Raw genomic sequence first — 20,873 nt, 5'->3', positions numbered from 1 at the left:
GTGGCCGAAGACGTAGGCGGTGGATCCCGCCCGACAGCTGCGATCCGTCAGTATCCCGCCGCCCTTGTGTCAGGCAGGATGGACGGGTTCATGCGAGCAAGGCGTCACCCCCGTCGCCGCCTCGAAGGTGCGCGCTGCCAATGCTCGCGTGAGCGCCGCGCCCCCTGCCCGTTCCATCTATCCGTCCCGGACCTCAGCCCCTGCCGTCCCCGCCGCCGTCCCCATCCGCATCGCCGTCCCCGTCTCCGGGCGCGTCCTCGAGGCCGCTCGACGAGGCCCCCGCGATCCGCGGATCGAGCGCGTCGGGTTCCTCGCCCTTCCCCACCGAACGCGGGGCCGTCGCCCTCGGCGCCGCTTCCGCCGGCGCGGGGACCTTCGGCACTCCGCGCGACGACGACGCCAGCGGATCGGCGAGCTTCGTCAGATCCTCGACGTTGCGGATGGTGACGTCGCGGTGGGTGTAGGGGATCACGATCTCCTCGCGTTCGAAGCGGTCGATGATCTGGTGGCGAATCTCGGTCTGGACGCCCATCCCCTGGTTCACGTCCGAGATGATGGCGCGTATCTCGAAGTTCAGCCCGTCCGCCCCGAAGCCCGTGAACAGCACCGAGGGCGCCGGGTTGATCAGGACGATGGGCTGGTCCTCGGCGATCTCGGTCAGGATCTGCGTCACCTTGCGCGTGTCGCTGCCATAGGCGACCGTCACCGGCACGATCACACGTCCCTGCAGGCTGCCGCGCGTCCAGTTCGTCACCGGCTGCGAGATGAGGTCCGAGTTCGGGACGATGATGTTGGTCCGGTCGAAGGTCTGGATCTGGGTCGAGCGGACCGAGATGCGGCGGACATAGCCCTCGGCGGTGCCGACGCGGATCCAGTCGCCAAGCGCGATCGGCCGCTCGATCAGCAGGATGATGCCGCTCACGAAGTTCGACACGATGTTCTGCATGCCGAAGCCGATGCCGACCGACAGCGCGCCCGCCACGATGGCAAGGCTGGACAGGTCGATGCCCGCCGCCGTGATCGCCAGCACCGACGCCAGCATGATCCCGACATAGCCCAGGCCCGACACGATGGCGTTCTGCCCGCCCGCGTCGATCTTGGTGCGCGGCAGGATCGAGGTCCGGAACGCGCCCTGGATGAACCGCGTGAGGGCGTAGCCGATCGCGAACACCACCAGGAACATGACGATCCCGCCCGGCGACAGCCTGATCCCGCCCAGGGACACGCCCTGCCGCAGCCGGGTCCACCCCTCCAGCAGGTCCGACACTCGCGCGCCCCAGATCAGGGCGAAGACCGGGATCGCGGCGATGACCAACGCGAACCCGATCAGGACCGGCGCCAGCGCCTGACGTCCCTTGCCCTGGTCGCGCGCCAGCAGCGCATACACGTCGATGATGAATTCCTGCAGCAGCATCAGCAGCCCGAGAAGCGCGAGGCTGTCGATCAACGGCCACAGGATGCCGTTGGCCATGCTGTTGTAGCCGACGAGCGCCAGCAGCACGACGATCACCGCCACCGGGCGGACCACCGCGCCGGCCAGCGCAACGATGCGGACCTGATAGCTCGGCTGCTCGCTGCCGTCGTATTTCACGGCCCGGCGCAGCGTCGATCCCAGCCGGAACAGCAGCAGCGCCGCCAGCGCCACCAGCGGCGTGTGCCACACGCCCGAGGTCGCGGGCGCGAAGTTCATCGGCACGGTCGTCGCCGCATCCATCGAGGTCGAAGGCCCCACCGGAACCAGCGCGCGCGAGACGACGACGTGCAGCGCCACGACGGCGACCAGCAGGTCGGCGTTTAGCTTGGCGCGGCAGCGCGCCTCGTCCGGCATCTTGACCGGCGCCAGCCCCTGCGCGGGGAAGAACCGGTCCGACAGCCATCGCCCGGCGAAGAAGGCGAAGGCCGCGACCGGCAGCGCAATCAGGATCGGCCGGCCCCATTCCCCAAACAGCCCGGTCAGGTCGGCCGCACGGACCGCGAGCCACACGCCCAGCGTCGGCAGCACGATCTGGCCCAGCGAGGCGAGGAACACGATCGCGTCCCGGGAATAGTCGCTCGACCGCGCCGACAGCCGCGAGGGAAGCTGCGCGATCCAGCGCCAGCCGTAGATCAGAAGAAGCAGCGCCGCCACGACGTAGCCCAGCACCGCGGGGGCGCGGGCGCGCCAGTCGCCCCTGGACGCGGCATCCAGCCGGTCCGACATCTCGTCGCCCAGGCCCTGCGCCAGCGTGACCGTGTCGCGCGCGGCCGTGGCCCAGCTGGACGGCAGCAGCGGCGACGGGGACAGCTGCATCAGTTCCGAGGTCTGACGCTCGCGCTCCAGCGCGTCGATCGACTGGATGATCCCGGTCGCGCGGCTTGCCGCCTCGACTGCCTGAAGGCCGGGCGCCTGGAGCTCGGACAGGCTCGCGTTCAGCTCGGCCCGGCGGGCGGCCACGTCCGGCGCCTCGCTTTCCCCTTCGGCCGGAACGGGCCCCAGCGCGGCGATCTGTTCGCGGACGGTGCCGATGCGCGGCGCGTTGACGTTCTGCGCGGCAAGGAACCGCTCGCGCCATTCGACCACCTGCTGGCGCAAGGCCTGCAGCTGCTGGCTGTTCGGCGTGCCCGCTTCGACCAGATCCTCGATCTGCCTCGCCTGGCGGTCCCAGGTCGTGTAGTCGGGCGCGGCCGGGGCGGCCGCCGCATCCTGCGCCCGGGCCGCCCCCACCGGAGCAAACGCCGCCGGCGCGACGACCATGCAGGCGATCTGCACGAACACGAGGGTGAGGGCCGCGGCAATCGCGGCCCGCGAAGCTTTCAGGGTCATGCGCTTCAACCCTCGGTCACGTCCGGAAGCTCGGCCCGACCTCCATCCAGCCAGCGCGGCACGGGCAGTCCCCGCTCGCGCAGGAACTCGGGGTTCCAGAGCTTCGTCTGGTAGCGCGTGCCGTAGTCGCAAAGGACGGTGACGATGGTGTGCCCCGGTCCCATGTGCCGGGCCAGCCGGATCGCGCCCGCCACGTTCACGCCCGACGAGCCGCCAAGGCACAGCCCTTCGTGTTCCAGCAGGTCGTATAGGACCGGCAGCGCCTCGTCATCGGGAATGCGGCAGCTGAAATCGGGGGTGATCCCTTCGAGGTTCGCGGTGATCCGCCCCTGCCCGATCCCCTCGGTGATCGAGTTGCCCGACGAGGCGAGCTCGCCGTCGGTATAGAAGCTGTGCAGCGCCGATCCGTCCGGGTCCGCCAGCCCCACCTTGACCCCGCGCGGCTGCAGCGCCATCGCGCAGCCCGCAAGCGTGCCGCCCGAACCGACCGAGCAGATGAACCCGTCGAGGTTGCCGCCGGTCTGTTCCCAGATCTCGATCGCGGTGCCTTCCAGATGGGCCTGCCGGTTGGCGGTGTTGTCGAACTGGTTGGCCCAGATCGCCCCGCCCGCCTCGGTCGCCGCCAGCTTCTCGGCCAGCCGGCCGGAATAGCGGACGTAGTTGTTGGGGTTCTTGTAGGGCGCGGCCGCGACCTGGACGAGCTCCGCCCCGGCAAGGCGCAGCATGTCCTTCTTTTCCTGGCTCTGCGTTTCCGGGATCACGATCACCGACCGGAACCCCATGGAGTTCCCGACCAGCGCCAGCCCGATCCCGGTGTTGCCCGCCGTGCCCTCGACGATCACGCCGCCGGGCTTCAGGTCGCCCCGCGCCACCGCGTCGCGGATGATGTACAGCGCGGCGCGGTCCTTGACCGACTGGCCCGGGTTCATGAACTCGGCCTTGCCCAGGATCTCGCAGCCCGTCAGCTCGGACGCGCGGCGCAGGCGGATCAGCGGCGTGTGGCCGACGGCGGCAGCAAGATCGGAGCAGATACGCATGGTCGGCCCTTTCGCGGTCATGTTCGGCAGAGGTTTAGCAACCCGAAGGGGGCAGCCACAACCGGGGGCGGGAAATCGGATGCGGGCCGCCGGTCAGCCCGCCGCCGCCGGATGACGGGCGCGCAGCGCCCCTGCCTCGCGGTCCAGCCACAGCGCGAGGATCAGGAGCGGCCCGTTCACGATCCGCCCCGTCAGCGCGGCTTGGGTGAGTTCCGACCGCGTCATCAGGATGCCGCGGATGTCCTCGCCCTCTTCCGGCAGCCCGCCGATCCCGGCGCAGCCGTCGGGCAGGTCGGCGATGCCCACGTAGGCATAGATGTATTCGGCGGCGATGCCGGGCGTGGGGTAGTGGTGCGGCGCGGGGATCAGCTCGCGGATGGTGACGCCCGCCTCCTCGACCGCCTCGCGCAGCATCGTCTCCTCGGGTCCCTCGCCCGCGTCGATGCGCCCGGCGATGGGTTCCAGCACGAACGGGTCGGGGTCGAGCCGCGCGGCGGGACCGGCGCGGAACTGTTCCACCACCATCACCCGGTCGCGCACGGGATCCCACGGCAGCACCACCGCCGCGTCGCCCGACACGAACACGCCGCGATGCACGGGGTCGGCCCAGCCGCCCGCGTGCAGGCGGGGCTGGAAATCGTGCTCCTCCATCGCGAACCAGGCGGCGTAGGGTTCGGTCACGGCGAGGCTGCGATAGTCCAGCCCGTCCCGCCGGCGCGGCCTGTCCCTGCCCCGCAGCCGCGACGCGCACCAGCCGGCGATCATCGGCAACCGCGCGGCGATCCGGTCTGGGGACCGCCCCTCGGGCTGGGTCGCGATGTGGCCGGCGATGGCCGCGGCCAGATCAGCCTGCCAGGCACCGTCGTTTTCGTGGCCGTCCTTTTCGTGGCCGTCTTCCTCGCCGTTTGCATCTCCGGTCGCGGCGCCAAGCACCTGCACGCCCGGCAGGTAAAGGCCCGGCACGTCGACCGGCGCCAGCCCCATCACCGCCGCGTAGCGCTCAAGCTTTGCCGTCGCCCGCACCCGCACGGCGGCAAGCGGCTCTTCCCCGTCCACAACGCGCGGCCAGCCGCCCGCGCGGATCCCGGCCCAGCGTCCACCGACCAGCCGCCCGGTCAGGGTCAGGTCCTGCCCGCCCGCGATCCCCAGCGCCGTGCGCAGCGCAGGATGGGCCAGCGGCCCGACCAGAACGATGTCTTCCATGATTTACAGCCGTGTCTCGCCAAGGATCCGCGCGACACTCGCGCCCATCTCGTTCATGATCAAGGCCATCGCATCACCATAGGACGCCTCGATCATCCCGTCCCACCGCCGCGACGCAGGCGAGGCGACGTGGCGGGCCAGCGCCTCGATCTCGCTGTCGGAAAGGGGCGCGAGGGCCAGGAACAGCATGGTCTCGGCCCAGCCCGCCTGCATCGCGCGCTGCTCGGCCTCTTGCGCCCAGACATGGGCGATGCGCTCGTCCTCGGTGCCGACGCTGCCGGGAACGCCCCGGTCCATGCCGGCCAGAAAGGCGAGGGTGTTGGTCATCGCGTAGGCGACAGACGCCTCGGCCAGGCCGTCCGCCGCGACCAGCCGCCGGATGCGGTCGGCCCGGGGGTCGCTCCGTGCCGCCGCGATGTCGAAGGCCGCGCCGGCCGCATCGGCCGCGACCGGATCCGTCATCATCCGTCGCGCGGACAACTGCAGCTCCGTCACCCGCTGTCCGAAGGGTGACGCCGCAAAGGCGATGGCCGACCAGACCTCGGCCGGATCGACCTTTTCCAGCCGCCGGTCGAGAGCGACCGAGACGAGCCTGCCGATGCGGTCCGCGGACAGGACCTCCGCCGAGGCGCGTTCCCACGCGCTGAGGAACTGCCGCTGCCCGGGTCCGGCATCCGCACGCGCCGTTGCCGCCATTTCCATCACGATGATCGCATCGAGCTCGTCAAGGCGCAGCAGCGGGCGAAGGCGCGCGCCGAGGGAACCCTCGCCCTGGGCGACCTGAGGCTGCACCTGCGCCTGCGCGGCCGGCCCGATCGCCGACCAGCCCACCGCCAGCGCCAGCGCCAGCAGACCCGCCACCGCAGCCCGCCGCCATGATCGCCCCCTTGCCATACCCGCGCCCCTCCGGTCCGATTTCGTGCGAAACCCTGCGCAACACCCCTTGCGCATCACCCTACGCCTCTCTAAACCCGCCGCACCACACCAAAGCGCGGAGAGGTGCCGGAGTGGTCGAACGGGGCGGTCTCGAAAACCGTTGAGCCTTCACGGGTTCCGTGGGTTCGAATCCCACCCTCTCCGCCATTTTCTATAAACATTCGGAAAACTCGAGAGCACTGAGTCGGTGCGGCTGCTCGTGCAGCAAGGTGATCAGCTCACACCTGCTCTTTCATCGAAATGAACCGCTCCTGACGTCCTCGGTTGTTCCGTTTGGAAGCGGCACTTCTGCGGGCTTTTCTCTTGGCGGATCGGTGTACAAGGAAAACGGCACAGTTTTCGCCCGAGAGGGACCGCCGATCGCGGCCACGGCCGTGGCGGCTTTGGCGCCTGAAAAACACGCAGGGGCTCACGCCAGCAGCGTTTAATGCGGTTCTCCTTCACGTGCGGCGAGTGCCGTGGGATCGCCCGTGGCACCGTCGTGAATCATTTGCTCGATGTCCGCACTCAGACAGGCGCGCCACATCTCGTGATATCCGATGACTGCTTCGCGTCCGACGATATACGGGTTTACGGAGGGGTCGGCAGTCATCGCTGCCACCTTGGTCAGGCCATCGTCGCCGACTGTATGATTGGACAGGACAACGTCGGACTGCATCAGGTCGTTAAACACCGCAAGATGGTCCAAGGATGTGCGGAATTGCACTAGTTCGGCCAGTTCGTTGGGAGAGCCCTGACCGCCTGCATAGGTCGCAATGTGGTCCTGCCCCTTCCATGTCACCGGGAATAGCAGCGAGATCGTCCCAGGCGTATGACCCGGGGTGAACACGGCGGTAAGGGTGCGATCCCCCAGCGTGATTTTCTGGCCGTCGACGATGTAGAAGTCACCATCCGCCTTCGCGGGCATCGCGCCTTCAGCAGTTGCGGCATCCCAGTCGATCTTTGTCATGCCAAGACGCGCCCCGGTGAGATCCTTCAGATACTCCACCCCCCCGGTATGATCATCGTGGTTATGGGAAACGATGATGATCTTGATGTCCTTGGGGTCGAGCCCGAGCCGCATCATGTTCCCGACGATGAATGCCTCGGCGTTCTCGCGGCTGCCGAGCGCATCCAGCAGGATGATGCCCTCGCTGGTCTTGATCGCCCAGATGTTGTTGGCGTGATCTCCGATAGAATAGACGCCGTCAAAGACCTCCAGTGGCGCGGGATATGGTGCGTTGATCGCCGTGCCGCCCGGGGTGTTCTTGCAGCGATAATAGGTCGTCACGCCCCATTTTCCGTCCGCCGCCGCGGCCGCCAGTGTCGCATAGCGGACGGCTCCGGGCGCGCTATAGCCGCTGGCGGCGCGCATTTCGTCGGCGCTGTTGATTTCGGGACGGCCGCCGTTCGGCGGGTCTTCACGTCCCTTGGCGATGGCGCCCTGTCGTTCAGCCGCCAGGGGCTTTTGCTCGGGATACGGCGGGAAATCCTGCGCCGAGGCCGCGCCATCGATTACCCACTGCGAGGCCAGCCCCGCCACGGCGACGGATATGAGGAGTTCACCGAGTTTCTGCATGTTTCCTCCTGTACCGAGGGTCGCGGATCTACGCTGTTTTTCGGCGGCTGATCGTCACGTCGGAAAGGGGGCTTTTCGCCCCGCTCTACGCCTCTTCTTCCTGGAACGCCTCTCCCCGCGTCTTGCGGAAGCTGGGCATGATCATCAGCGCCAGCAGGATCACGGTGGCCACCAGCATCGTCAGGCTGATCGGGCGCTCGACGAAGATCGACGGGTCGCCCTGGGTGATCAGCATGGCGCGGCGCAGGTTCGCCTCCAGCAGCGGGCCGAGGACGAAGCCCAGCAGCAGCGGTCCCGGTTCGCAATTGGCCTTGCGGAAGACATAGCCCAGCAGACCGAAGCCGGCGGCGAGCACCACGTCGAAGATGCGGTTGTTCATGCTGTAGACGCCGATGCAGCAGAACAGCAGGATCGCCGGGTAGAGCAGCCGGTAAGGCACCGTGAGCAGTCGCACCCACAGCCCGATCAGCGGCAGGTTGATGATGACAAGCAGCAGGTTGCCGATCCACATGCTGGCGACCAGGCCCCAGAAGATCTCGGGCTGGTTGGTCAGGACCGAGGGGCCGGGCGTGATCCCGTGGATCATGAAGGCCGACAGCATCATCGCCATCATGTTGTTGGACGGAATCCCGAGGGTCAGCAGCGGGATGAACGAGGATTGCGCGGCGGCGTTGTTGGCGGCCTCGGGCGCGGCCACGCCCTCGACGACGCCCGTGCCGAACTTCTGCGGGTGGCGCGAGACCTTCTTTTCCAGCGAATAGGCGCTGAAGGACGCCAGGGTCGCGCCGCCTCCCGGCAGCAGACCCAGGAAGGTTCCGATACCGGTCCCACGCAGGACTGCGCGCCACGAGGCGCGGAAATCCTCGCGCGTCGGCCACAGCCGGGTCAGCGGCGCGACGCTGACGCCTTCGGACCCCGACCGTTCCAGGTTGGTGATGATCTCGGCGAAGCCGAAGACGCCGATGGCGATGACGATGAAGTCGATGCCGTCGAACAGTTCGAGCGCGCCGAAGGTCAGGCGTTCCGCGCCGGTTTCGGCGTCGGTCCCGACCATGCCCAGCAGCAGGCCGATCAGGATCATGCCGATCGCCTTCAGCACCGGGCCGCTGGCCAGGATCGTGGCGGCGAGCAGCCCGAACAGCATCAGCGACACGTATTCCGCCGGGCCGAATGACAGGGCAAAGCCCGACAGCGTGGGTCCGGCCAGCGCGATGGCGAAGGTCGCGACCGTGCCGGCGAAGAACGACCCCAGGGCGGCCACGGCCAGCGCCGCGCCCGCCCGGCCCTGGCGCGCCATCTGGTAGCCGTCCAGCGCGGTCACGACCGACGACGCCTCGCCCGGCAGGTTGACCAGGACGGCTGTGGTCGAGCCTCCGTATTGCGCGCCGTAATAGATCCCGGCCAGCATGATGATGCCGGCCAGGGGCGGCAGGAAGAAGGTGATCGGCAGCAGCACCGCGATGGTCGCTGTCGGGCCGATGCCGGGCAGCACGCCGATGAGCGTGCCCAGAAGCGCGCCGATCAGGCAGAAGCCGAGGTTGGCGGGCGTCATCGCCTCGCCGAAGCCCAGCATCAGAAGATCCAGAAACTCCATCACACCCCTCCCAAGGTGATGTTGCGGCGGCTCAGAGCGGCCAGAGTGGCACCTGCACGCCCAGGGTCTTGACGAAGACCAGCGCGCCAAAGGCGGTCAGCCCCGCGGCCAGCAGCAGCACCGTGCGCCAGCGCCCGCCGGGGTCCGCCAGCGAGCCGGTGATGACCAGCCACAGTGAGGCCGCGACAAAGCCGAAATGCGTCACGGCAAAGGCGAAGCCGACGATGGCCACGGTGATCACGACCAGCGGACGCGCCCGCACGGCCTCGATGGCATGGGCCGGGCGGCGCAGCGCGGGAATGCCCACGATCAGGCCGACCGCAACCAGCAGCAGGCAGACGATGCGCGGCATGAAGCCCGGACCCATCCGCGCCAGCGAGCCGAAGTCGAGATGCCGGGACATGACCAGCCCCAGCATCCCAATCCCGATGAACAGCCCGGCGGTCAGCAGGTCGGGGCGGTCGCCCCTTTGCGTGCCGGGGGCGGCCATCACTGGCCCTCCTTGACCATGGCAAGGATCTCGCGGAAGCGGTCGAGCCGTGCGGGCATCTGCGCGGTCCAGTCGGCGCCCGACAGATAGGACAGCGGCAGTTGCTGCTGCTTGGCCTTTTCCTGGAACTCGGGGTTCGCGAGCGCGGTCTCGATCGCCTGCGCCAGACGGGCGCGGTCGGCCTCGGGCACATCGCAGCGTGCGGCCAGGCCCCGTTCGGACGACATCAGCACGTCGAAGCCCTGCTCCCTGGCGGTCGGCAGGTCGGGGGCCAGGGTGGAACGCTGCTCGGCGAACTGCGCCAGCGCCCGGACCGCGTTCTGGTCGCTGGTCGTGTATTCACCGACGTTGATGCCGATGACATTGACATGGCCGCCCAGCAACGCGGTCCTGGCCTCGTTGGCGCCTGCGAAGGGGACGGCGGTCAGGTCGATGCCCGCGGCCTGTTCCAGTTGCAGCATCGCGAGATGTTCGTCGGTGCCGAGGCCGGTGGTGCCGACCGAGACCGCGCCCGGATGCTCCTTGGCATAGGCCACCAGATCGGCGAGGGTCTGGTAGTCCGACCCGGCCTGCACGATGAAGGTGCCCGGGTCCTCGACGATGCGCGCCAGCGGGCAGATCGCCGCGGGGTCGAAGCGCAGGTTGCGGTCCACCTGCATGGTCAGGAAGCCGGGCGTGTTCAGCGACGAGATGGTGTAGCCGTCGGGTTTCGCCTGCGACAGCGCGGTGTAGGCGATCTCGCCCGATGCGCCGGGGCGGTTCATCACCGGGATCTGGGTGCCCAGCTCGGCCTCGACGAAGGGCGCGAGCGTACGCAGCATGATGTCGGTGCCACCTCCGGGGGCAAAGGCCACGATCATCTCGATCGGGCGGTCGGTGGGCCAGTCGGCCCATGCAGCGCCCGCCACCGACAGCATGGCCGACGCCAGCGCCACGGATTTCAGTGCAGTCATGTGTCTTCCTCCCATTCGCGCCGGCGGTGCCGGACGCCTCTTCCTCAACCCTCGACGGGCAGCTCGCAGCCCAGCCGCTTCAGCGCGGCGTCGACCCAGGCACGGTCGTTCGTGCCCGCCTCGATCGCGGCCATCTGTTTCGCTTCGGCCTCCTGCTTGGCCTGCGTCGCCGCCAGCACTGCGTCGGCCGCATCGAACGGGACCGACAAGACCCCATCGGCATCGCCAAGGACCAGGTCGCCCGGTTCGATCACCATGCCGTCGATGGCGATCGGGACGTTGATCTCTCCCGGACCGTCCTTGTAGGGGCCTCGGTGGGTGACCCCGGCGGCAAAGACCGGCAGGTTGACCTCGCGGAAGGCGTCGGCGTCGCGGATCGCCCCGTTCAGAACGAAGCCCGCCACGCCGCGCCTGACGGCATGGGCCAGCATCAGCTCGCCCATCAGCGAGTTGGTCAGGTCGCCCCCGGCATCGACCACGATCACGTCGCCGGGCTGGGCCATGTCGATCGCCTTGTGCAGCATCAGGTTGTCGCCCGGTCGCGACTTCACCGTCAGGGCGGGGCCCGCAAGCACGCCGTCGCGATGCATCCGGGTCAGGCGGGGGCCTGCGGCCGTCATGCGGTTCATGCTGTCGCTGACATTCGCGACCGGCAGCGCCGCGAAGGCCCGGACGAGGTCGGCGGACACGGTGCGGGCGCGGGGCAGGATGCGGAAACCGATGGTCATGAAAGCTCCTTGGTTCGGCTCAGGCGACGGCCGGGGCAAGCACTGCCCGGTTGACGATGCGGGCGGGCGCGACCGGCCGGCCCGCCAGAAGATCGACAATGCCCTGGGCGGCCTCGACCCCGACGCGGGTGTTGGCCGCTGTGGTGACTCCGCCGATGTGGGGGGTCATGACAAGGCGCGGCTCGGCCCAGAAGGGATGCTCCGCGGGCGGCGGCTCCTGCGCGAACGTGTCCAGGCCGGCGCCGGCGATGCGGCCCTCGGCCAGGGCGGCCGCCAGCGCCGGTTCGTCGATCAGCCCGCCGCGGGCGGTGTTGACGATGACCGCATCGGGCTTCATCAGCGCCAGCCGCCGCGCGTCGATCAGGTTGCGCGTGTCGGGCGTCAGCGGCGAATGCAGGCTGATCACGTCCGACATCGCCAGCAGTTCATCAAAGTCGTCAATCCGCGCGACCCCTTCCTCGGCGAAGGCTTCGGCGGGGCAAAAGGGATCATAGGCCACGACCTCCATCCCGAAGGCACGGGCGAAGCGCCCCGCCTGCCGGGCGATCGCCCCGAAGGCGACGAGGCCGAGGGTGGACCCTGCCAGCTCACGCCCCTTGAAGCCGGGCTTTTCCCAGCGCCCGTCGCGCAGGCTGCGGTCCAGCGGCAGCAGGCGCTTGGTCACCGCAAGCATCAGCGCGATCGCATGTTCGGCCACCGAGACCGCGTTCGCCCCCGTCGCCACCAGCACCGGGATGCCGCGTCGGGCGGCTTCACCGATGTCGATGTTGTCCACGCCGACGCCATGCTTCGAGATGACGCGCAGGCCGGGGGCGGCGTCCAGAACCGTCGCGTCGATGCGTCCCATGCGCGAGATGATCCCGACGGGATCGGCCGAGCGGACAGCGTCCAGCAGGCCGTTGCCCGAACTGTAGGGAGGCACGTAGACGGGCGTCAGCCCCGCAGCTTCCAGCACCTCGACAGCGGCCGGCGCGAGGCTCGGGCCCGTGATCAGAACCTTGTCGGACATGTTTCCCCCAGACGGCGCGCCTGCTCTCCTTCAGGCGACAACACTGGGATAGCAGTAGTCTTCGTTGAAAAAAGCGCGTAATGTTGGAGTTTAAATCAAGCGAATCTGGACAAGTGGATACGAGGCAACTCAGGACGCTTCTGGCGATCGTCGAGCACGGCGGGTTTTCCCGCGCGGCCGGAGTCGTCAACCTGACGATCTCGGCCGTCAGCCAGCAGGTCCAGGCGCTCGAGCAGGAGGTCGGCGCCCCGCTTTTCGACCGCAGCACCCGCCCCCCGCGCCTGACCGTGGCCGGACAGCAGCTGGTCGAGGCCGCGCGCGAGCTGGTCCGCACGGCCGAGAACGCCATTGATGCGATTTCGGGGCGCAAGGTGATCGGCACCTTCTCGCTTGGTTCGGTGCGCACCAGCGCCCTGTCGCTGCTGCCGCGCGCCATCGTCCGGCTGAACGCGGCCTATCCCGAACTGCGCATCCAGCTGCGCGTGGGCCTGTCCGAGACGTTGTTGCAGGACGTCGTGTCAGGCCGGCTGGATGCCGCGATGGTTGCCGAATACGGCAACTTTCCGGACTCCCTCCGCTGGCGCCCCTTTCTGGACGAGCCCCTGTTCGTGGTGGCTCCGCCCGGGACGCCTGCGACGGAGGCGAACGAGCTTCTTGTTCGGCATCCGTTCATCCGGTTCCGCGCGAACGTGCCCTTGGCGCATCTGATCGACCTGGAACTGGCGCGCATGAACCTGCCCCTGGCAGAGATCGCGCAGATCGACACGATCTCGGCCATCACGGCCTGCGTCGCCAACGGCCTGGGCGTGTCGATCCTGCCGCAGGTCGCCATTACCGATTGCGCGGCCGATCTGGTGACCGCTCCGTTCGGACATCCGCAACTGCACCGCAAGATCGGGCTGGTTGAACGAAAGACCGCGCCACGCGCGGCACTCATCTCGATGCTGCACGGCCTGCTGGTCGAAGAGTGCGGGCCGCACGGCGTGGGATCGCAGCCATGAGGAATTGCTCAACTGGCAAGTTGCGCGCGAAATCCGAGCGGGACGTGCGGCCCCTATCAAGGTTGCCCTGAGTCATAACCTAGACTTGCAGACAGAGGTATTTCAACTCGACATAGTCCTCGATCCCGTATTTCGAACCTTCGCGACCTTGCCCGCTTTCCTTGATCCCGCCGAAGGGGGCCACCTCCGTCGAAATCAGCCCGGTGTTTACGCCGACCATGCCGTATTCGAGCCGTTCGGCGACACGGAAAACTCGTCCAATATCCCGACCATAGAAATACGAGGCGAGACCGAACGGCGTATCGTTGGCAAGGGCAATCACCTCCTCCTCGGTTTCGAACCGGAAGATCGGGGCGACAGGGCCAAAGATCTCCTCGTCGAAGAAGGCCATCTGGCGAGTGGTGCCGGTGACGATGGTCGGCTCGAAGAAATTGGGGCCGAGCTCGTGGACCTTGCCGCCAAGCGCCACCTGCGCACCTTTCGCCCTGGCGTCCTCCAGAAGCTCGCGCACCTTCGCGACGGCGCCCTCGTCGATCAGCGGACCGATCTCGACCCCGGCGTCGGTGCCGTGACCGACACGGAGCTGCGCGACCCGTTCTCCGAGAAGCCGGACGAAGGCATCATGCACGCCGGCCTGGACGAAAAGCCGGTTCGCGCAGACGCAGGTCTGCCCCGCGTTCCGGTATTTGGAGACAATGGCACCCTCGACCGCAGCATCGAGATCGGCGTCGTCGAACACGATGAACGGCGCGTTGCCGCCAAGCTCCATCGAGGTGCGCTTCACCGTTCCCGCGCATTGGCGCATCAGCTCCTTCCCGACCTCGGTCGAGCCGGTGAAGGACAGCTTGCGGATGATCGGGTTGGCGGTGAGTTCCGCCCCGATCTCGCGCGCCGAGCCTGTCACGACCGACAGCAGGCCCTTGGGGACGCCGGCGCGTTCGGCCAGGACCGCAAGCGCCAGCGCGGTCAGGGGGGTCTGGCTGGCAGGTTTCAGCACCATGGCGCAGCCCGCCGCCAGGGCGGGAGCGATCTTGCGGGTGATCATCGCCGCCGGGAAGTTCCACGGCGTGATCGCCGCCGTCACGCCGACGGGTTGCTTCAGCACGATGATGCGGCGATCCGGCGTGGGTCCGGGTATGGTGTCCCCATAGACCCGCTTGGCCTCTTCGGCAAACCATTCGATGTACGAGGCAGCATAGGCGATCTCGCCCCGTGCCTCGGCCAGCGGCTTGCCCTGTTCGCTGGTCAGGATCAGCGCCAGATCGTCGGTCGCGGCGGTGACGAGTTCGAACCACCTGCGCAGGATGGCCGCACGTTCCTTCGCCGCAAGGGCAGCCCAGGGCCCTTGGGCGTCCCGCGCCGCTTCGAACGGGCCGGTTCCGTGGCGCTCCAGAAAGCGGGCCCGCGACCGTAACGGTCTGGCCTTGACGAGGACCGTTTCGTCGGCGGCGATGATCGCCTCGCGCGCGGGCGAGGACTGGCGGCAGGTCGGCAACTGCCTCCGTCACCGTGGTTCCCACCCAGGCGCGGATCGTGGCGGCTCGAGTCCGGGATGACAGAGCCGGATGTCCGCCGCGTCGCACCGACCCTTGCGGCAACGAACCGGAGCGGGGCCTTGGTGAAGGTGACCGTGAGCGGCGTGACATGCGCATGATCGCAGGCCGTGTCCCGAGGCCGGACCGCCAGCCAGGGTGCGCCGGCCAGGCAGTTTCCAATCTGGCGCCCCAGCTCTGGCGGTGAGATCGAGGCATCTGTCTGTCTCTGCGGTCCGGGCTTGCGATGCTCCCGCCCCGTCCGATCCGGCCGCCGCCGCCTCAACCGGCAGGGTCAACGCCAACCGGGCGACGATCAACCGCCGATGGAAGACCCTATCACAATATTTTTTACTCAACAGGCGGTGGCGCCTGCCGCCACATGGGCAATCCTCACCCCTGCAACGTCACAGCCACGCAATGAACAAGAGGATCGCATGACCGTCGCCACGCACGCCCTTGCTCCCTTGCAGGACCGTTCCATCATGGTGGTCGAGGACGAGTTCTTCCAGGCCAAGGATCTGACGCAGGCCTTCAGCGCCGCCGGTGCCCGGCTCGTGGGGCCCTTCCCGTCGCTGAGCGCGGCGGTGGACGCGCTGGAGGACGCCCCGCCGATCGACGCGGCGGTGCTGGACATCAACCTGCGGGGGCGTTCCGTCTATGAACTCGCGGATCTGCTGGCCGGACGCGGCATCCCGTTCCTGTTCGCCACCGGCTACGATCCCGAGATGGTGCCCGAAAGGCACGGGAACCGGCCGATCTGCACCAAGCCCTTCCGGATCGAAAACCTTCTGGTCGCTGTCGCGGACCTCTGCGCGGGCCCGTCAGCCGAGGGCCACCAGCAGCGCGTCCGAGAGCCGAGCTAGATCGACCGCGGCGGAGAACCGCTTGTAAGCTGAAGGAGTGGTCCCGGCATCATGGCCGGTGACGAAGACGGTGGGGTGCCGCGTGAAAGCAGCACGGCCGTCATCGGCCAGTGCCGCAGGTTACTGTCGGAAGTGGCAAGCAACGGCGGGACCTTCGATATCGCAGTGCGATGCCGCAGCACCGGGCACCGACGGTCGAGACTTTACCCACCCTCCCCGACCAGCACGCGCAGCACCCGCAACGTGCCGATCGCGCGCAAGCCGCAAGGCAGGCGCAGGTATCAGCCCTGGATCTCACGCGCCGCGGTCTGCGCCATGTCCATGCCGGTCGACAGGGGGATCGTTATCGTGCAGCGCACGCCCTGGGCGCTGAGGTCGTAATCGACCTCGGCGCTGAGCTGGTAGGGCAGCGCCTGTTCGATGAGCTCGCGGCCGTAGCCGTTGGGAACGTCCGTCGCCTCCGCGCCGCCGGGCATTGCGACCGCAACGCCGCTTTCCCGCCAATCCACCGTGAGCCGCGGCAGCCCGTCCGGGCCGGCAGCCAGCGACCAGCCGATCTCAAGCCTGCCATCCGGGGTCGAAAGCGCCCCGTATTTCAGCGCGTTGGTCGCCAGTTCGTGCAGTCCCAGCGCCAGCGTCTGCACGGTCGAGGACCGCAGCCGGACGCCGGTGGGGCCGCTCAGGCTGATCTGCGCGCTTTTGCCCGCACCGTCCAGAACCCCGTGCGCGTCGAGTTCCGAGCGGATCAGTTCGTCGAAGTCGATGCGCTCGTCCTCCTGCAGGCGCGACAGAAGGCCGTTCACGCGCGCCAGCGCCCCCAGCTGGTCATGGATGCGGGCGCGGAAATCGTCCAGGCCGTCGCTGTTGGCCAGGGTCCGGTCGGTGACGGACCGGACAACGCCCAGCAGGTTGCGCGTGCGGTGCTGAAGTTCGGCCACGAGCACCTTCAGGCGCTCGGCCGATGCCGCTTCTTCCGTCGCGTCGTGGCCTACGCCCGCGATCCACATGACCCGCCCGCCGGGATCCCTGATGGGAAAGCCCGTGTCCCGAAGCAGGCGGACCTGCCCATCCGCGGGCCGGTGAATACGGTATTCGAAGGCCAGCCGCTTGCCCGTCCGCAGCGTCTCGATCGCCTTGCTGGCTCGGGCGCGATCATCGGGCACGACCATCCTCAGCCAGTTCTCCAACGTGTCGCCCTGCAGCACCTCGTCGCGGCTGGCGCCGAAGATCCGCTCGAAAGCCGGGCTGACATATTCGAAGGCGAGCGTCTCGGCGTTTCTGATCCACAGGAGGTCCGAGGAGGCTTCGCCGAAGGCCAACAGCTGCGCCTCGGTCTCGCGCAGCCGCGATTCGGCCAGCGTGACCGCCGTCACGTCCGAGGCGACGCCCGCGGCCCGCCGCCCGTCCGCGCCCGACACCGGGAAGCTGCGGTCCATGATATGGCGGACCCCGCCGTCGGGGCGCACGATGCGATAGCGCGTGACCACCTGCTCGCCGCGCGCCTGCGCAGCCTTGGCCGCGGTCACGATGTCGCGGTCCGCAGGATGGATGCTTTCGACGAACAGCTGGAGGTCCGAGATGATCGCCGAGCGCGGCCGCCCCCAGATCCGTTCGTAGGCCGGGCTGAGGTATTCAAGCGCGCCTTGTTCAAGATCGGTGATGTAGAACACGTCCTCGACCGCGTCCACGAGCGTGCGGAACCGCGCTTCGGATTCGTGCAGCCGCGTCTCGGCCCGGGCGCGTTCGACCGCGGCCCAGACGCGGTCGGCCACTTCCTGCAGGATCGCCACCTCGTCCGCCGTCCAGCCCCTCGGCTCCCGGCTGGTCACGCAAAGGGCGCCGACGAGCCGCCCCTCCTTTATCAGCGGCGCCCCCATGCAGGCGATGATCCCCAGCGCGTCAGAGGCCGGACGGTCGGCCGGCGGCACGAGGGGCGAGGTCCGGGTGTCGCTGATCACGTGACATTCGCCGCGGCGCAGGATCTTGACCGACCAGCCGAAATCCGCGACCGAATGCTCGCCCGCAAGCGACGGCGCGTCGTCCCGGACATGGTCGCGGGCGACGCGGGCGATGCCGTTCTCTTCGTCCACCTCGACGTAATAGGCGCGGTCGACATCCAGATGCTCGGCCAGGATGCGGCTGGCGTCGCCCTAGATGGCATCGGGATCGGCCAGGGGCCGCAGGGCGTCCGACAGCCGCAGCAGGAAGGCCTGGTTGGCCTCGCTGGCCCGCAACGCGGCCTCGATGGCCCGCTGCCCCGTCACGTCCTGACCGATCTTCAGGAAGCCCGCGGGCCGGCGGTCCCGTCCCAGGAGCGGCCTGACGGAGCCTTCGATGAAGACCCTGGTGCCGTCCTTGCGAAGATGCCAGCGCACGTCCGGCGCCTGCCCGTCTTCCAGCGCCGTCCGGCGCTCCAGCGCGGGCTGGCCGGCTTCCCGGTCCTCGGGGGTGAAGGTGATGTCGAGGGGCTGGCCCACGGCCTCGTCCGCGCCCCATCCGAAGACCTGCCGGGCGCCTGGCGGCCAGGTCTCGATCCGCCCCTCGGTGTCGGTGGTGAAGATTGCGTAATCGCGGGCGGTTTCCACGATGGCGCGGAAGCGTTCCTCGCTGCGGCGCAGTTGTTCCTCGGCCTCGCGGCGGGCGGTGACGTCGACGAAGGTGACGACCACACCCGCGATGAAGTTGTCGGTGCTGCGATAGGGCAGCACGCGGGCGATGTAGCGGGTGCCGGACGCGGGGTTGTCGATCTCGCGTTCCACCGGCGCCAGGGTGCGCAGCACGCGGCGGGCATCCTCGGCCAGGCTGTCGTAACCGACGCGGGCCTTGATGTGCTCGATCGGACGACCTTCGTCGGATTCAACCAGGTGGAAGACATCGACGATCGCAGGGGTGAAGTTGGTGACCCTCAGCTCGCCGTCCAGGAACAGCGTCGCGATCTGGGTGGATTCGAGGAAGTTCTTGAGGTCGCTGTTCGCGCGCCCCAGTTCCTGCACCCGGTGCGCCAGTTCGCCGTTGACGGTGGTCAGTTCCTCGTTGACGGACTGCAGTTCCTCCTTCGAGGTCTCAAGCTCCTCGTTGGCGCTCTGCAGTTCCTCGTTCAGCGACTGGTATTCCTCGTTCGAGGACTTCAGCTCCTCGTTGGTGCTTTCCAGCTCCTCGATGGTCGCCTGGAGGCGGTCGCGGGTCAGGCGCAGATCGTCTTCCAGACGGCTCAGCTGCTCGTCGCGCTGGCCGGCGGCGGCATCGCCCCCCGTGCCGCGATCGGCCGCGATCCCGCATTCCTTGAAGATCACGATGAAGCCGGGCTGGCTGTCGGAAACCGACAGCCGCGGCTCGACGATCACGTCCACGCGCAGCCGCTGGCCATTGGCGCCGATGTCGAGCCCCGGCAGTTCGACGGCCTGCCCTTCTTCGACCGCGCGGACCAGCGCCGCGCGCAACTCGGCCCGCAGGACCGGGTGGGCAAGCTGCAGCAGGTTCAGCGAGGCTGTCCCGCTGGAAGGTGCAAGATAGCGTCCCATCGGACCCGAGAAGTGCAGCACCGTATAGGCCTCGTCGATGACGACGAAGGCGGGGGTGTGGCGCTCCATCACATGCTCGGCCCAGCGTGTCAGTTCGCGGGCGGCGGGCTGACCGCGGTCCGGGGCGCTGCGGGCCGCGCGGTCCGTCCAGCGCCGGTCCACCGAGGTGAAGGGGAAGTCGGGAAAGACGCGGGTCGCCGTGTCCAGCCGCCGGAAGATGCGCGAGCGCGCCTCGACCGGGGCGAACAGTTGCGTGTGGCGCGACGCGTTTTCCGAATTGCCCAGGAACAGGAAGCCGCCGGGGCGCAGGGCGAAGTGAAAAAGCGGGATCACCTTTTCCTGCAGGTCGGCGTCCAGGTAGATCAGCAGGTTACGGCAGGACACCAGGTCCAGGCGCGAGAAAGGCGCGTCCTTGATGAGACTGTGCTGCGAGAAGATGCACATCTCGCGCAGTTCCTTGATCACGCAGTAGGTGTCGCCTTCGCGGACGAACCAGCGCGCCAGCCGTTCCTGGGACAGGTGCCCGGCGATCGTGTCGGGATAGCGGCCCGCCCGCCCCATCGCCAGCGCCCGCCCGTCGAGGTCCGAGGCGAAGATCTGGACCTGCGGCGGGTCGTCCAGTTTGGCCCGATGCTCAGCCAGGAGGATGGCCAGCGAATAGGCTTCCTCCCCGGTCGAGCAGCCGGCGACCCAGACACGAAGCGCCGACTTGGAGGGCTTGTCTTCGAACAGGCGGGGGATGACCTCCTTTTCAAGGATCTCCCATTCCTTGCGGTCGCGGAAGAACTCGGTCACGCCGATCAGCAGGTCGTTGAACAGGCTCTGCGGTTCGTTCGGGCTGGAGCGCAGCAGGTCAACATAGGCCTTGAGGTCGTTGATCAGGAGCGCCTGCATCCGCCGGTGGACGCGGCGCAGAAAGGTGCCCGGCTTGTAGCCGTGGAAGTCGTGCCCGGTCTTCTGCCGCAGGAGCCCCGCGATCGCGCGCAGCATCTCGCGCGTCTCGGGACGATCTCCACCGGCGGCTGCGCGCTGTCGGTGCGTCGCTTGCTCGATCGAGGGCCGCAGGCGCGCGGCGATATCTTCCAGCGGAAGCACGGCATCCGCCAGCGCGGCCGCGCTGTCCGAGTGGGCGAGATCCTCGCGCACGCATTCGGCCAGCACCACGCCGCCCGCGGCCTTCATCTCGCGCGCGCCCAGCGTGCCGTCGCCGTCGGTTCCCGCCAGCGCCACGCCGATCGCCCGGCCACGCCGCTCGCGCGCGAGCGACACCATGAAGCTGTCTATCACGCCCTGAAGCCCCGGGGCCTGATGTGTCGGCTGGGCCGCGAAATGCCCGTCCTCGACCGTCACGATCATGTCGCGCGGATTGAGGTAAAGCCGGCCCGGCTCGATCGCCCCGCCGTCCTCGATCCACCCCGGCTCGTGACCGCCTGCGCGCGCCGCCGCGCGGAAACGGTCCTCGTCGAACGCCTCCATGTGCTGCAGCACGACCACGATCGCGGCATCCGGCTGCGGCGGAAACTGGCGCAGCAGCGCCTCGAGCGAGCCCGCGCGGGCGGCCGACGCGGTCATGGCCACGATCACGGGCGAAGGATCGCCGACGTCTGTATCCGTATCCTTGGACATGTTCACCCGGTCCTGC

The 20,873-nt window shown here is 68.5% G+C and carries 15 protein-coding genes and 1 tRNA gene; 3 read left to right on the top strand and 13 right to left on the bottom strand.

Annotation, left to right across the window (positions count from 1 at the left end; translation table 11 throughout):
- Nucleotides 1–193: 193 nt before the first annotated feature.
- The 4 genes from ELI80_RS02330 to ELI80_RS02315 all read right to left on the bottom strand — a co-directional run bounded on the left by ELI80_RS02330 (nucleotide 194) and on the right by ELI80_RS02315 (nucleotide 5,904).
- Entirely contained in the window at nucleotides 194–2,803 is a 2,610-nt protein-coding gene (locus ELI80_RS02330) for a DUF3772 domain-containing protein (protein WP_136649382.1), read from the bottom strand.
- Between the two features lie 5 nt (nucleotides 2,804–2,808).
- Nucleotides 2,809–3,840, bottom strand: coding sequence for a cysteine synthase A (locus tag ELI80_RS02325; protein ID WP_136649381.1), 1,032 nt, complete (start codon nucleotides 3,838–3,840; stop codon nucleotides 2,809–2,811).
- 93 nt (nucleotides 3,841–3,933) lie between these two features.
- A complete protein-coding gene (locus tag ELI80_RS02320; RefSeq protein ID WP_136649380.1) occupies nucleotides 3,934–5,043 on the bottom strand; it encodes an NUDIX domain-containing protein in 1,110 nt (369 codons plus the stop codon).
- Nucleotides 5,044–5,046: 3 nt separating this feature from the next.
- Nucleotides 5,047–5,904: a hypothetical protein gene (locus ELI80_RS02315; RefSeq protein WP_136649379.1), complete on the bottom strand. Its 858-nt coding sequence runs from the start codon at nucleotides 5,902–5,904 to the stop codon at nucleotides 5,047–5,049.
- 132 nt (nucleotides 5,905–6,036) lie between these two features.
- Between ELI80_RS02315 and ELI80_RS02310 the strand changes: the two genes are divergently transcribed.
- Nucleotides 6,037–6,126: transfer RNA gene (locus tag ELI80_RS02310), tRNA-Ser, on the top strand.
- A gap of 277 nt (nucleotides 6,127–6,403) precedes the next feature.
- Here the strand turns inward: ELI80_RS02310 and ELI80_RS02305 are convergent.
- The 6 genes from ELI80_RS02305 to ELI80_RS02280 all read right to left on the bottom strand — a co-directional run bounded on the left by ELI80_RS02305 (nucleotide 6,404) and on the right by ELI80_RS02280 (nucleotide 12,311).
- The gene (locus ELI80_RS02305) at nucleotides 6,404–7,537 is read right to left on the bottom strand and encodes an MBL fold metallo-hydrolase (RefSeq protein WP_136649378.1); all 1,134 of its coding nucleotides are present in this window, start codon (nucleotides 7,535–7,537) and stop codon (nucleotides 6,404–6,406) included.
- An 85-nt stretch (nucleotides 7,538–7,622) separates the two neighbouring features.
- Complete coding sequence (locus ELI80_RS02300) at nucleotides 7,623–9,131, bottom strand: tripartite tricarboxylate transporter permease (protein WP_136649377.1); 1,509 nt, start codon at nucleotides 9,129–9,131, stop codon at nucleotides 7,623–7,625.
- A gap of 31 nt (nucleotides 9,132–9,162) precedes the next feature.
- Nucleotides 9,163–9,621, bottom strand: a complete 459-nt coding sequence (locus tag ELI80_RS02295; protein ID WP_136649376.1) for a tripartite tricarboxylate transporter TctB family protein — start codon at nucleotides 9,619–9,621, stop codon at nucleotides 9,163–9,165.
- Entirely contained in the window at nucleotides 9,621–10,574 is a 954-nt protein-coding gene (locus ELI80_RS02290; RefSeq protein ID WP_136649375.1) for a tripartite tricarboxylate transporter substrate binding protein, read from the bottom strand. Before ELI80_RS02290 ends, ELI80_RS02295 begins: the two co-directional genes overlap by 1 nt.
- Nucleotides 10,575–10,618: 44 nt before the next feature.
- Nucleotides 10,619–11,302, bottom strand: coding sequence for an RraA family protein (locus ELI80_RS02285; RefSeq protein WP_136649374.1), 684 nt, complete (start codon nucleotides 11,300–11,302; stop codon nucleotides 10,619–10,621).
- A gap of 19 nt (nucleotides 11,303–11,321) precedes the next feature.
- Entirely contained in the window at nucleotides 11,322–12,311 is a 990-nt protein-coding gene (locus ELI80_RS02280; RefSeq protein ID WP_136649373.1) for a hydroxyacid dehydrogenase, read from the bottom strand.
- Nucleotides 12,312–12,424: 113 nt separating this feature from the next.
- Here ELI80_RS02280 and ELI80_RS02275 point away from each other — a divergent pair, with 113 nt between their 5' ends.
- Nucleotides 12,425–13,312, top strand: coding sequence for a LysR family transcriptional regulator (locus ELI80_RS02275; protein ID WP_136649372.1), 888 nt, complete (start codon nucleotides 12,425–12,427; stop codon nucleotides 13,310–13,312).
- A gap of 79 nt (nucleotides 13,313–13,391) precedes the next feature.
- On the opposite strand, the gene ELI80_RS02270 is transcribed toward ELI80_RS02275, so the two are convergent.
- A complete protein-coding gene (locus ELI80_RS02270; RefSeq protein WP_136649371.1) occupies nucleotides 13,392–14,807 on the bottom strand; it encodes an NAD-dependent succinate-semialdehyde dehydrogenase in 1,416 nt (471 codons plus the stop codon).
- Nucleotides 14,808–15,281: 474 nt separating this feature from the next.
- Between ELI80_RS02270 and ELI80_RS02265 the strand changes: the two genes are divergently transcribed.
- Complete coding sequence (locus ELI80_RS02265; protein ID WP_161596412.1) at nucleotides 15,282–15,710, top strand: response regulator; 429 nt, start codon at nucleotides 15,282–15,284, stop codon at nucleotides 15,708–15,710.
- A gap of 281 nt (nucleotides 15,711–15,991) precedes the next feature.
- On the opposite strand, the gene ELI80_RS02260 is transcribed toward ELI80_RS02265, so the two are convergent.
- Nucleotides 15,992–17,842 carry a PAS domain-containing protein gene (locus ELI80_RS02260; protein WP_268939830.1) on the bottom strand — a complete coding sequence of 617 codons (1,851 nt, stop codon included), beginning with the start codon at nucleotides 17,840–17,842 and terminating at the stop codon, nucleotides 15,992–15,994.
- 18 nt (nucleotides 17,843–17,860) lie between these two features.
- The gene (locus tag ELI80_RS02255) at nucleotides 17,861–20,857 is read right to left on the bottom strand and encodes a CheR family methyltransferase (RefSeq protein WP_136649368.1); all 2,997 of its coding nucleotides are present in this window, start codon (nucleotides 20,855–20,857) and stop codon (nucleotides 17,861–17,863) included.
- Between the last annotated feature and the right edge of the window lie 16 nt (nucleotides 20,858–20,873).

Origin of the sequence: Paracoccus aeridis (assembly GCF_004923205.2) — a bacterium.
Lineage (GTDB): Bacteria > Pseudomonadota > Alphaproteobacteria > Rhodobacterales > Rhodobacteraceae > Paracoccus > Paracoccus aeridis.
This window is presented reverse-complemented; position numbering and strand designations above follow the sequence as displayed.